Here is a 12,917-nt window from a genome sequence, read left to right as displayed (position 1 = left end):
CCGCCGGACCCACGGCCGGACCTGGTGCGAGGCGATGGCGGTCCCGCCGGGCGCCCGTCGCCGGGCCGCCGCGGGAAACGTGAGCATGTGCGCGTATTTCGTTGTCACCCGGCTCTTCAGCACCGTGGGTCCTCGCCTTCCGGATGTGGGTCAGCCAGATTGCCGAGGCTGCGTCCCGGCCGGGCCGCCCGTCGTCCGGGACTGGAGCCGCCGTCCGAACCAGTCGGTCAGGGCCGCGCCGCCCTGCAGTCCCAGGCTCAGGAACATCAGGTGGGGTGCGGTCGCGCAGAGCAGGAGGTCGGCTGCCTCACGGGGCATGCCCGAAAGATCGGCCACCGCCGGCACCAGACCGCCCACGTACAGCAGGAGCACGGCGACCCCCTGCACTCGGATCCGCGCCGGGGACCACCGCGCACGGGCCCTCCTCGGTGCCCAGCCACGGAGCATGGCGATGCCGAGAGGCAGCAGTACCGCTGTGAACAGGCCGATCCAGCACCACAGGAAAACCGCCACGTCCCACTCCCTTTCCGCGCTTCCTCGGTGCGAAGTCTGCCCTCGCGCACGGTCCACCGTCACTGCCGGAATCCGGAAGTCTCCGCGCGGCCGGACTGCACGGGTAGCGCCGCCCGCCACCGGGCCGAGCGTGGCGGGCTCTGTCTCCCGTACGCCACTAACGGACTGAGCAGTTGCCCCAGACCGCGGCCAGGGCCTCAGGAATCTGTGGGACATCGCCGCAGCCGCGCGGCCCATGGGGGAAGCCGTCACTGGCGAGGTAGCTCCAGCCGTCCGCGGACGTACCGCGGAAGTACTTGGTGGCGCTGCCCTCGTCCTGCATGCCCACAAGTTGCTCGTGCGTGGCACCGGGGGTGGACTCGAAACGGGTGGCGGCGTAGCGGACGCCGCCGCACCGGCCGTAGAAGAACTGCCGCGGCACCGGCTGGATATGGGCGAAGCGGGGAAAGCTGCGCTGGTATGCCGCCGTCACAGCGGCCTTCACCGCGTTGGTGACGGTCAGGTTGTGGCAACCGGAGCGGTCTGCGGAGGTGGCGGTTCCGGCGGGAGTGGGGGATGTCGTGGCCTTGGCCGGGGCCGCAGAGGTGCGCGACGGCGTGGGCGAGGGCGTGGACGTGGTGTCGGCGGGGACGGGCGAAGGAGGGTCTACCGCCGCAGGGGCAGTGATGGAAGGCGATGAGGAGGGGGCGCCCGAGCCGGCGGGCGCGCCTGACGAATACTCACACCCTGTCAGCACCAGGATCCCGCCCGTGAGCGCTGCCACGGCCTTCACCGACACACCTCTGAAATCGAGCATCACGAGTCCTCTCCTCGGCTGATGAAGCCTCTGCCACGACCTACGTGACAGAGAGTGCGACCGCCGGGCACCCCGGCCGCCGCCCCGTTCCTGGACACACGAGGCAGCTCCGGGGTTGCAGCAGCAAGGGGCGTACGACGCACGTTCACACTCACAACGGCACCCACGAAGGGATCCCGGATCCTGCCTCATGTCTTCACTGCGCACGGAGCGGGACTCATGCCCTTGGATGACAGCACCGTAGAGGCACCGCAGCCAGGCTGTGGTGCGGGGGCACCGGGTCACCCCGAGCGCCAGCGGTATCGGCCTGGAGGCCGGCACCTCGGCGCGCAGGGCCAGTCGCGCTTACCAAACCCACCACACCAGGGATCTGGCAATGGCTGCGTATGAAGTCGCGACGACACCACTCCATGAGACATTGCGAGCCGAGGCGCCCCGACCGCAGCAAGGACCCACAGGGCGCAGCACCCCTCTTCCGGGGGCCGTGCCCACCATGTGTCCGTAACCCCAGGTCAGTGGCCTGGAGTGCGCTTGTTTGACATCGCCGTGTGCGGCCCGGCGGCGTCAGGTGCTCGCTGGAGGGGATGCCAGGGACGCCCGTGGCCTCCCGGCTCCGGCCCAGGCGGTCTCACTTCCCCAGGGTGCCGAGCAAACCGCCGACGTAGTACTTCTGCAGCAGAAGATAGATGATCACGCAGGGGATGATCGTCACCGTCACGCCGGCCTGCAGGACTCCCCAGTTGACGCTGCCGAGCGCACCGCTGGCGATCACGCTCAGGCTGACCGGCAAGGTGAATCTCTCCTGGTCGGTGATGAGGATCAGCGCGGCGAAGAACTCGTTCCAGGCGGTGAAGAAGGCGAGCAGCGCGGTGGCCACGACTCCTGGTGCGGCGACCGGAAGCATCACCCGGACCAGCGTCTGGAGGGTTCCGCAGCCGTCGATCCGTGCGGCTTCCTCCAGGCTGCGGGGGACCGCCGCGAACGAGTTGCGCATCAGGAACAGCCCGAAGGGGAGCTGGAAAGTGGTGTAGACGAGGGTCAGCCCCAAAAGCGAGTTCAGCAGGCCCAGATGGTCCAGGAGCAGGTAGAGGGGGGTGATGAGCACCTGGAAGGGGATCATGAAGGTGACGAGGGCGGCGAAGAACAGGACATTGCTGCCGGGGAAGCGCAGCCGTGCGAAGCCGTAGCCCGCGAGGGTGCTGAGGACCACCGTCGTCAGTGTGGTGCCCAGGGAGACCACCAGACTGTTGCCGACGTTGGCCAGGACGTCGATCCCTCCGTCACCGGCCAGCGCCCGGTAATGCTCCAGGGACAGATCGTGCGGGTAGAGGGTGGGGGGTGCGGTGGCTGCCTCGCGCGGTGTCTTGAGACTGTGGGCGATCATGACGTACAGCGGATACAGGAACAGGACGGCCAAACTGGTGCAGACCGCCCACCAAGCGGCCCGTGGCAGCGATCTCCGGATGGCTGTGGGCAACCGCTCCGAGGCTGCCTTCGGGTGTGCCCGTCTTTCCATCTCTGACGGCTGCCGGTGACTCACCGTTCCTCACATCACCTTGGGGGTCTCAGGTCTCGGATCCGGCTTCGGACGCGCGGAGCAGATACATCTGGATCGCGCTGATCACGGCGAGCGCGATCATGAGCAGGGCGGAGAGGGCGGCGCCGAGTCCGAGCCTGAACTGGATGAAGGACGTGCGGTAGATCTCGAACACGGCCGTGATGGTCGAGTTGGCGGGGCCGCCGCCGGTCATGATGTAGAACTGGTCGAACGCGAGCAGCGAACCGGCCACGGAGAAGACCAGGACGAGGGCCAGTGTGGGGCGCAGCAGCGGCAGGGTGATGTGGCGGAAGGTCTGCCACCGGTTCGCCCCGTCGACCCGGGCCGCCTCCTCCACCTCGACCGGGATCGCCCGCAGTCCGGCCAGCAGCAGGAGCATCTGCAGGCCGACGAACTTCCAGGTCACCATGGCGATGACCATGAGCAGCGCGGATGTCGTTCCGGCAAACCAGTCGGTGTCGCGGCTCGCGAGGCCGAGACGGTGGGCGAGGTCGCCGGTGGGTCCGATGCCGGACTGGAACATGAACAGCCAGAGAAAGGATCCCGAGGCGAAACCGATCACCACCGGCATGAAGTAGACACCCTGGAAGAAGCGGTCACCGCGACGCCCGCGCCGGACCAGCAGGGCGAGTCCGAACGCCGCGACGAGCAGCACCGGCGTCGTGATCAGGGTGTACTCCAGGGTGAACAGCACGGCTTCGCGGAACGCGACGTCGCCCAGAGCGGTCCGGTAGTTCTCCAGCCCGATGAAGCGGCGCTCTCCCAGCAGCGGCCAGTCGTGCAGCGACATCCACAGCATCATCACCAGCGGGACGTAGAAGAAGACGGCGATCAGCGCCAGGGCCGGGGCCGTCAGGGCGGCCCCGACCGCCCGGCGCCGCCCGGCCCGGGCCCGCGTCCGTCTCGGTACGGCATCACCGTCGAGCCCGGTGGGGGAGGTCATCCGGTCCGGCCTCGGGAGTCCGTACCCCGCGCCGCCCTGTCGATGATGTCCTGGGCGGCCTCCTGTCCCTGTTTCTGGGCGTCGGCGATGTCGCCGCCGAAGACGGCCCTGTTGATCATCTGGACCCAGGGGCCGTTGTTGTCGTTGAACAGTTCGTGCTCGACGGTGCTGTACGGCGTGTGGCCCTTCTCCATGGCCTCGCTGAACACCTTGTTGCGAGGGTCGAGAGGGTTGTAGATCTCGTCGATCAGATCGGTGCGCACCGGGGTGATGTTGTTGTCGGCGAGCACCTTCTGTGCCTGTTCACCGGTGGCCCAGCGCACGAACTCCCGCGCTCCCTCCTTGTTCTGGCCGTTCTCCATGACGGCGATCTCGTCACCGCCCGCGAAGGAGGACCAGCCGCCGTCCTTGCCGGGCAGACGGGCGACACCGAAGTCGACGTCCGAGTCCTTCTTGAGGACCTGCGCGTAGAAAGCGCCGAGCGGCACCATGCCCACCGTGCCGCTCTGCATCGCGGCGGGCTGGTGGGTGCCGTTGTCCGTCCGGGACTGCGCCGGCATCGTGCCGTCGGTGTAGAGCTTGCGGTAGAAGGTCAGGGCGTCGGTGACCTCCTGGGAGTCGAACATGGCCTTCGAGCCGTCGTCGGAGAGCACCTCGCCGCCACTCGCCCAGACGTGCGGGGTGAACTCGAAGACGTTGCAGCCGCCGCATTGCCCGGCGATGGCGAATCCATGGGTGTCCGGACCCAGGTCGCTGATCTTGTTGGCGGCGGAAATGATCTCCGCGTAGTTCGCGGGGGGCCGCTCCGGGTCGAGACCGGCCTTCCTGAACAGGTCCTTGTTGTAGAAGAGCACCGACGCCTCACCGCTGAACGGCAGTGCGTAGGTGCGCTCATTGTAGGTGGCGAGGGCGCGGTGGGACGGGCTCAGGCTGTCCTTGTACGGCAGGTCGTCCGCCAGTTCCGTGATGTCCTCCAGCGTTCCGGTGGAGGCGAAGTACGGCAGGTACACGAGGTCGATGGAGGCGACGTCGGGTGCGTCGCCGGAGGCGGCCGTGGTGGCGAGCTTCTGGACGAAGTGGGCGGCCGGGACGACGGTCACCTTCACTTCGGTGTCATGGCTGTCGTTCCAGGCGTCCGCGACGAGGTTGATGAACTCCTTCTGGGTGTCACGGGTCCACAGGCTGATGGTGCCGTCCGAGGCCGAGGAACCCGTGGCGCCGCACCCTCCGACCAGCAGCGCCACGGACATCAGGAGAGCACCAGCTGTCGTTGGTCTGTTTCTCATGACTTCTCTCCAAGGAGGAGACGGTGGTGCGGGCGCTTCAGCAGGTGGGCAGCCAGACGCGCATGCTGCCCTGCTCACGGTTGGCCCAGGCGTAGTAAGGGATGGCGGTCAGTTCGACGGGGACGGCTGCCTCGGCACGGTCCCGCGTGTCGTGCGGGGCTCGGCCGGCGTCTGGCGTAACGCCGTGGACCGTGCGGTACGGCCACCAGTCGCCCTCGGCGGGCCGGGCAGGCGCAGCAGGCCGGAGCCGGTCAGCGTGGTGACGCCGCCCAGCAGATCGGGGCGGTGTCTGGCGGTCAGCCCGGCGGTGGTGTCGAGCAGGATGTCGTCGAGACGCGGGGTGCCCGGCTGGTCGGTCTGCTCCAAGCAGTAGACGAGCGGTCCGTGTTCGAGGGCCACACAGCCGCGGACCGCGTCGACGCTGGGGTGGGCGGCGGTGAGCCGCGGCTCCATGCCGAGTTCCAGGACGACCGTGTCGCCGGGCCGCCAGGCACGGTGGAGCCGCAGCCATCCGTTCTGCCGCTCCGGCTGTCCGGCCCCGTCGGCGCTTCCGGTGTCCCGGGGAGAAGGCGTGACCGTGTAGTCCCGGCACCACTGCGGCACGCGCAGCGAGAGGGTCCACTCCCCGGGGCCCGCCTCGTCGACGGTCACCGTGGTCCGGCCCTGCCAGGGGTACTCGGTGTCCACCCGGACCGCGACTCGCCCTCCGCCGACGGACCCATCGTATGTTCCGTCGGCGTACTGGTGCAGTTGCAGTCCTCCCGCATCGGTGCTGGCCACATAGTGGGGCAGGCTCGCCAGCAGCCGCATGACGTTCGGCGGGCAGCAGGCACAGGTGAACCAGGGGGCCCGGCGGGCTCCTTGGTCCTCGCCGTGGTGCTCGTAACCGTCACGCACCTGGAGCGGGTTGACGTAGAGCCAGCTCCGGCCGTCCAGGGAGACCCCGGCGAGAAAGCCGTTGTAGAGGGTCCGCTCGACCAGGTCCGAGTAACAAGCCCGACCGGTGAGCAGTGCCATCCGCCAGCTCCACTGGATCGAGGCGATGGCCGCGCAGGTCTCGCAGTACGCACGCTCGCTGGGCAGTTCATAGGGGTCGCCGAAGTCTTCCCACCTGTGGTGGGCTCCCACGCCCCCGGTGAGATACGTCTTGGTGGTGGTCATCGCCGCCCACAGCCGCTCCATCGCCGTGCGCAGTTCCGGCTCGCCGGTCTCGGCCGCCACATCGGTGGCGCCGGCCAGCAGATACAGCTGGCGTACGGCGTGGCCGGTCACCGTTCGGGCTTCCCGCACGGGGACATGGTCCTGGCAGTAGTCGGGGCCGGGGGCGAGGCCGCTGGGGTCGTCCTCGTCCAGCAGGCCGTGGCCTCGCCGGTCGATGAAGTATCCGGCGAGGTCCAGGTAGCGGTGCTCACCGGTCTCGCGGTAGAGCTCCACGAGGGCGGTCTCGATCCCGGGGTGCCCGCAGATGCCGTCGACGGGCCTGCCGGGGCCGAAAGTGTCGTCGATGTGGTCGGCGAAGCGGCGGGCGACGGTGAGCAGGTCCTCGCGTCCGGTGCTGCGGTGATGGGCGACTGCGGCCTGGATGAGATGGCCGGCGCAGTACAGCTCGTGGCCCCGGAGCAGTTCGACGAATCGCCGGCCGGGCTCGGCCACCTGATACCAGGTCTGCAGATAGCCGTCGTCCTGCTGGGCCTCGGCGAGCAGGCGGATCACCCTGTCCACCGCCTCGGCCAGGGTGGACCGGTCCGGTGTGTCGAGGTCCGCGAGCTGCCAGGAGGCGGCCTCCAGCCATTTGGCCACATCGCTGTCCAGAAAGGGCAGCGCCCCCCGGTACGGGCCGTCCGCGGTCCCGGCGGCCAGCCGCAGATTGTGCAGATTGCCGACGGACTCCAGCAGGGCGGGGCCCTGGGGGATGCTCACCTCCGCGTTGACCCGCCGTCGCTCGCCCCAGAACCCTCCGGTGATCCGGGCGGCTCCGGCCGGCCGGAGCGCGACCCGGGCCCGGTCGCTGGGCCGGACGGGGCCCGGCGGCCCGATGCGCACGGGCAGTGCGGCGGAGTGAGAAGGGACCATGGCTGCACTTCCCTTTGGAGGATATATCACATATGTGAACTATATGCACCGAGGGACGCACCGCGCCGCCGCACCGGGCGAATGGGGGACCGCACGGGCCGGGGCCCTCGACACTCGGGCCGCGGCCGCCGGTCCCGCCCGGCAGCCGGTGACCGGGCTGGATCCGGAGCAGAGGACCGAGATCGGACAGTACAAGCAGGCGCGGACAATGTTTCGTCGGTATGTCGGATATGCGCCAGAATGGTTAGGTCAGGCCGAGTGACGGCTGCGGGGTGAGCGACCATGGCACAGCGTGGTAGCGCTGCACGCGAGAGCCCTCATGCCCCCTGGCCTTCGGCCGACCTGGCCACCCTCGTCGTCAGCGCGCAGGGCACGGTCATGGGCTGGAGCGATGACGCCCAGCTCCTGCTCGGCCACTCCCCGGAGGTGGTGGGCCGCGCCGCCGCCGAGGTGCTCGCCGTGGACGCCTCCCACGCGGCCTGGGACGCCCTGGCCACAGGTCAGGCATGGAGCGGGCCCGTGGCCGTACGCCATCGGGACGGCCACCGACTCGATGTCGATCTGCGCGTCTGCCCGTCGCTGGACGGTCAGGGCGAGGGCCATGAGCGGTCCGTCGTGACCGTCACGCCGCACTCCTCCGGAAACAGGGCCGCGAGCGGGTCCGGCATCGCGCTGCTGGAGCAGCCCTTCGACCAGGCGTCGGTCGCCCTTGCCACCTTCGACGCGGAGCTGCGGTACCAACGGGTCAACAGCCTTTTCGGCGACATGCTGGGCACCGCGGCGGCGCAACTGCGCGGACGGTCGTACGTGGACGCCCTCCCGGACGGCACCGACAGGACCTGGCAGAAGCAGCTGCGGCAGGTCGCCGAGACCGGGTCACCGGCGCGCTACCACGGCTACGTCGGTGACCGTGCCTGGAGCTTCGAGATGTGGCCGGTCAAGGACTCCTCCGGCCGGGTCCGCGGAGTCGGCACCGCCGCGTTCGACAACAGCGCACAGCACGGGGCCCACCAGCGGCTGGCCCTGCTGAACGAGGCCGGCGCGCGCATCGGCGCCACCCTGGACGTGGGGCGCACCGGCCGGGAGCTGGCCGAGCTGGTGGTGCCGCGGCTCGCCGACTTCGTCACCGTGGACCTCTTCGGCCCGGTCCTGGAGGGAGAGGAGCCGGCGGCGCCGGAGGCCGGTGGGCCCGTGCTGCTGCGCAGGGCCGCGTACCGGTCCGCCGTCGAGGGCGTCCCCCGGCTCGCCGTCGAGCTGGGCGCAACCGGCACCTACCCGCCGTTCTCCCCGGCCCGCTGCCTCGCCGCCGGACGCCCCCTGCTGAGCGGACTGGACGACCCTGATTTCGTCAGGTGGATCGAGGGCGACGAGATCAGAAGCGCCGGCGTCCATCGCGATGGCATCCACTCGGGCATGGCGGTGCCGCTACGAGCCCGCGGCATCGTGCTCGGCGTGGTCGTGCTCTGGCGCTGGACCCATCCGGGGGCCTTCCAGCAGGACGACCTGCTGCTCGTCGAGGAACTGGCCGGCCGGGCCGCCGTCAGCATGGACAACGCGCGGCGCTACACCCGCGAGCACGTCACCGCCCTCACCCTGCAACGCAGTCTGCTCCCGCAGGTGCTGCCCCAGCAGGCCGCGGTCGAGGCCGCCTTCCGCTATCTGCCGGCCAGCTCCGGGACCGGAGTGGGCGGCGACTGGTTCGACGTGATCCCGCTGTCCGGGACCCGGGTCGCTCTGGTCGTCGGCGATGTGGTCGGACACGGTGTCCACGCCTCCGCCGCCATGGGACGGCTGCGTACCGCCGTGCGGACCCTCGCCGATGTCGACCTGCCGCCCGACGAGCTCCTCACCCACGTGGACGACCTGGTCACACATCTCGGAAGCGACGACGTGATGGGCGCCGCCGGACTGCCCGGCGAGTTCGGCGCCACCTGCCTGTACGCCGTCTACGACCCCGTGTCCCGGCTCTGCGTCCTCGCCAGCGCCGGCCATCCCCCGCCCAGTGTCCTCTACCCCAACGGCACGGTCGCCACCATCGGCCTGCGCCCCGGGCCGCCGCTGGGCGTGGGTGGCGTGCCCTTCGAGGCGACCGAGCTGAAGCTGCCCGAGAGCAGTCTGATCGTCCTGCACACCGACGGGCTGATCCACGCGCACGGCAGGGATCTCGACACGGGCTTCGCCCGGTTGCGCGACTGTCTGGCCGCCGCCCCTCCCTCCCTGGAGGACACCTGCGACCGTCTGATCGGCTCCCTGCTGCCCGAGCGTCCCTCCGACGATGTCGCCCTGCTGGTCGCACGCACCCATGCCCTCCACGCCGACCAGGTCGCCACCTGGGGTCTTCCCGTCGACCCCGAGGTCGTGGCGGACGCACGAGCTCAGGCGACCCGCCAGTTGGCGGCCTGGGGGCTGGGGACGGCCTCGTTCGTCACCGAGCTGGTGGTCAGTGAACTCGTCACCAACGCCATCCGGTACGGCGAACCCCCCATCCAGCTACGGCTGATCCGCGACCGCACGCTGATCTGCGAGGTCTCCGACGGCAGCAGTACCGCTCCCCATCTGCGCCGTGCCCGTACCTTCGACGAGGGAGGCCGCGGGCTCCCCTTGGTCGCCGAGGTCTCGAAGGGCTGGGGCACCCGTCACACCGGCACCGGCAAGACCATCTGGGCCGAGCAGCCCCTGCCGGACGACTCATGGTGGGCGGACCTGTGAACACCGGGTACGCAGACGCCGGTACGAGCCCGCTGCCGACCATCGAGCGGACACGCGCGCTCGGGATGGTCTTCCCGCCCGCCAACCACCGCTACACGGGAATGCAGCTGGACTTCGTCGGCCGGGTGGCCGAGGCGGCCCAGAGCTACGACTACGACGTGCTGCTCACCACCGGCAGGGAGGTGGGCGACCCGCCGTTCCAGCGGCTTCTGGCGGGAGACCGGGTGGACGGCATCATCCTCATGGAGATCAAACTGGAGGACTCCCGGGTCGACCACCTCACCGAGCTGGGCTACCCCTTCGTCGCGATCGGACAGCCCGGCATCCAGGACGCCTGGTGGGTGGATCTGGACTTCGTGGCACTCGGACGCAACTGCGTACGGCACCTGGCCGACCTCGGCCACACCACCATCGCGTTCGTCAACCGCTCGGAGCAGTTCTTCCGGTCCGGATACGAATCTGCACACCGCGGACTCGAGGGGTTCAACCAGGGCATCGAGGAGCTGGGGCTCACCGGGCGCGCGTACTTCTGCGGCGACGACGCGGCCGCAGGCGAGGCGTGCATAGCACGGATTCTGCGGGACGAACCGGCCACCACGGCGGTGGCGACCCTGAGCGAGGCATCCGTGGACGGTCTGTACCGCGGCCTGAAGCGCGCCGGGCGGGTCGTACCGCGCGACTTCTCGGTCGTCGGCCTGATTGCTGCTCCCTCCCTGACGGACACGGTGATCCCGGCGCTCACCGCGACCGAGGAACCGATCGACGAGATCGGCCGGCTCGCCGTCGAGCTGTTGATGGAGCGGCTGAAATCCCCCGGAGCCCCTCCCCGGAACGTTCTGCTGAGACCGCTGATCACCATCCGCTCCAGCACCGGCCCCTGCCGCTCGGCATCGGACGCCCGGTTCTGAGGCGCCACCGCAGCAGCAGGCCGACGCCTGCACGCCACCGCCGAGGCACTGCGATGCTCCCCGGCCTGCCCTGCATGGCTCGGTCGCGCGGAACCAGGGCGACCGCGCGGCGGTCGGGCCCGGCGTGGACCTCCTCTGCCCCGTGGATACCGGTGCGCTGGCGTGGGCAGCAGCCTGCGCAGTCCCGGCGTCACTGCCAGAAGGAAAAGCCACAGACCGAGGGCCATCGCCACCGCGGCCCCGACGATCACCCAGGTGTCATCCAGGAGCAATCCGATCGCCGCGACGGACCAGCAGGGCCACCAAGGTCGCGGGAATCCGCCGCGCAGACCGGAAACGGCGCTCCGACCGGCCTGACTTGCCGACCGCTGCTGTCGAGCCCGTGCCCGGGGCGCCGTCCGGGGAGGATGTTGCGCTGGAAGAGCCCTCGGCCCGCCGTTCCCGGAGAACGCTGCGGCCGGTGCGCCGCATGACGCCACCTCGAAGCCTTCAGACCAGCCACGCTGCCGCGTTTGATCGCCACGTGCCGGCATCCGCAGCGTGTGGTCACTTGATCGCCACGCGCCGGCATCCGCAGCGTGTGGTCACTGAAGTCTGCGACCAGGTCCAACCTGACGCCGGGCGCCTCGGCTTCGCTCCGAGCCACGCCAACGGTGATCACGCCCATACGGGCCAGACGGTGGGGTTCTCCAGCTGCGCGGGAGCCCCAGCGGGGAAACCTGGCCGGTGCCCGATGCGCACGCGTAGCGCGTCCGCCTCGGTCCGCTGCTACAGCTGTCGCGTTGTCGCGCGGCCCTGCGGAGCGTCTGGTCGGAGTTCAGGCCCCGGTGGAGTCGGACGGCGGCCGCGGGCCGCCGAAGCCGTGTTCCGAGAGGTCGAACCAGTTGCCCTCCGGATCCATGGCCCGGTACTCGGCGAAGGGGCGGTTGGTGAAGCGTTCGGCCGGTTTCGGAGTGCCTGGCCGCCACCAGGGCCTCGGTAGTGGCGGCCGTGTCCTCGATGTGGAACCCGAAGTGGTTGAAGCCGACCGGGGTCTCACCGTCGAGCTGATGCTTGATCAGGGCGAGGGAGAGATAGCCGTCGGAGAGGAAGCAACTGCCGTCCGGATCGCGGTGGAACAGTTCCATCGCGAAGACCGAGGAGTAGAACTCGGCCAGGTTCTCCGGGTCGCGGGCCACGATGGCCAGGTGGCGGAGCCTCGGCCGCGCGGCGGTGGGTCCGTCCACGGTGGAATCCTTCGAGCCGGGGTCCTGCTGCGCCGGGCGGGGCGCGGGGATCATGTTGTGGAAGGCGCTGATCAACCAGTGGCCCTCCGCTGCCCGTTCCACGACGGCCAACGCGTGCGTGGTGGTCAGCGGCTGCCCATCCGGGGCGGTGACGGTCGACTCGGCCTCCACCGTGGCGAGGTCGGGGCGGAGGAATCGGACGGCCACGACGCGTGTGTCGAGGACGGTTCCCGCGTACGGCCCGTGGAAGAGGGCGTCGTGCCCGGCCGCGATGCCGGCCCGGCCGGGTGGCTTGTCGCCTCGTACGGTCGTGAAGTCACAGTCCTCCGCGAAGCTCGCGGCGAAGAGCGCGGCGTCACCTGCCGCCCAGCCGCGGGCCATCTCGGCCCACAGGGCGCGGATCGTCCGGACGTCGTCATGGGTGCCGTCCTCGGTGCCGTCCTGGGCGGGTGCGTTCGTTCCTTCGGGCTGCTGCATTGTTCTCACGCCTTCATCAGTGGACTCGTACGGATACGCAGGTCGACCTCGGGGCACTCGGCGCCCTGGGAACCTTCGCCGGGATGCTGGCAAGGCGGGGCCCAGGCGCCCAGGGCGTGGTAGAACTCGTCGTCCCGGCGCTCCAGGTAGCAGATGATGTTGAGGGGCCATCCGGTCCGGCCGAAGAGATGACGGTCCATGGGAGTCGGCCGCTCGCTGAGCGTCTGGCCCCGTTCCGACGGCGGGCCCAGACGGTGCCAGTCCGGGTGCATGTGGATGGAGCCGAGCAGGTCCATCCCCAGGGCCTCGGCCTCTCGGGACGCCCGGAGGAGGTCGTGGGAGTCCATCCACCAGCCGTCCTTCTCCAGACTGTGATGTGTCTCATGAGACATCACCTCGCGTCTGGGACCCCGGAAAAGGATCAAGCA

General features: G+C 69.9%; 9 protein-coding genes and 2 pseudogenes. 2 read left to right on the top strand and 9 right to left on the bottom strand.

Features of this window, described 5'->3' with window-relative positions; genetic code table 11:
* Positions 1-150: 150 nt before the first annotated feature.
* From V8690_RS22675 to V8690_RS22650, 6 genes and pseudogenes are all read right to left on the bottom strand, one after another.
* Positions 151-513 carry a hypothetical protein gene (locus V8690_RS22675; protein ID WP_338781553.1) on the bottom strand — a complete coding sequence of 121 codons (363 nt, stop codon included), beginning with the start codon at positions 511-513 and terminating at the stop codon, positions 151-153.
* Positions 514-670: 157 nt separating this feature from the next.
* Positions 671-985 (bottom strand): hypothetical protein, encoded by a 315-nt coding sequence (locus V8690_RS22670; protein WP_338781552.1) that lies wholly within the window; start codon positions 983-985, stop codon positions 671-673.
* 952 nt (positions 986-1,937) lie between these two features.
* Positions 1,938-2,693: a carbohydrate ABC transporter permease gene (locus tag V8690_RS22665; RefSeq protein ID WP_338781550.1), complete on the bottom strand. Its 756-nt coding sequence runs from the start codon at positions 2,691-2,693 to the stop codon at positions 1,938-1,940.
* 181 nt (positions 2,694-2,874) lie between these two features.
* Positions 2,875-3,810, bottom strand: a complete 936-nt coding sequence (locus V8690_RS22660; protein WP_338781548.1) for a sugar ABC transporter permease — start codon at positions 3,808-3,810, stop codon at positions 2,875-2,877.
* Entirely contained in the window at positions 3,807-5,096 is a 1,290-nt protein-coding gene (locus V8690_RS22655) for a sugar ABC transporter substrate-binding protein (RefSeq protein ID WP_338781547.1), read from the bottom strand. Before V8690_RS22655 ends, V8690_RS22660 begins: the two co-directional genes overlap by 4 nt.
* A gap of 37 nt (positions 5,097-5,133) precedes the next feature.
* Positions 5,134-7,169: pseudogene (locus V8690_RS22650) on the bottom strand (beta-L-arabinofuranosidase domain-containing protein).
* A 282-nt stretch (positions 7,170-7,451) separates the two neighbouring features.
* Here V8690_RS22650 and V8690_RS22645 point away from each other — a divergent pair.
* On the top strand, positions 7,452-9,878 hold the full coding sequence (locus tag V8690_RS22645) for a SpoIIE family protein phosphatase (protein WP_338781545.1): 2,427 nt from the start codon (positions 7,452-7,454) through the stop codon (positions 9,876-9,878).
* Positions 9,875-10,786, top strand: a complete 912-nt coding sequence (locus V8690_RS22640; RefSeq protein WP_338781543.1) for a substrate-binding domain-containing protein — start codon at positions 9,875-9,877, stop codon at positions 10,784-10,786. Before V8690_RS22645 ends, V8690_RS22640 begins: the two co-directional genes overlap by 4 nt.
* 70 nt (positions 10,787-10,856) lie before the next feature.
* Here V8690_RS22640 and V8690_RS22635 read toward each other — a convergent pair.
* From V8690_RS22635 to V8690_RS22625, 3 genes and pseudogenes are all read right to left on the bottom strand, one after another.
* Positions 10,857-11,257, bottom strand: a pseudogene (locus V8690_RS22635) (DUF6286 domain-containing protein); the annotation flags it as partial.
* A 113-nt stretch (positions 11,258-11,370) separates the two neighbouring features.
* Positions 11,371-12,489, bottom strand: a complete 1,119-nt coding sequence (locus V8690_RS22630) for an SgcJ/EcaC family oxidoreductase (protein WP_338781542.1) — start codon at positions 12,487-12,489, stop codon at positions 11,371-11,373.
* 5 nt (positions 12,490-12,494) lie between these two features.
* Entirely contained in the window at positions 12,495-12,881 is a 387-nt protein-coding gene (locus V8690_RS22625; protein ID WP_338781540.1) for a hypothetical protein, read from the bottom strand.
* Between the last annotated feature and the right edge of the window lie 36 nt (positions 12,882-12,917).

Source organism: Streptomyces sp. DG1A-41 (assembly GCF_037055355.1).
In the GTDB taxonomy this organism is placed as follows: domain Bacteria; phylum Actinomycetota; class Actinomycetes; order Streptomycetales; family Streptomycetaceae; genus Streptomyces.
This window is presented reverse-complemented; position numbering and strand designations above follow the sequence as displayed.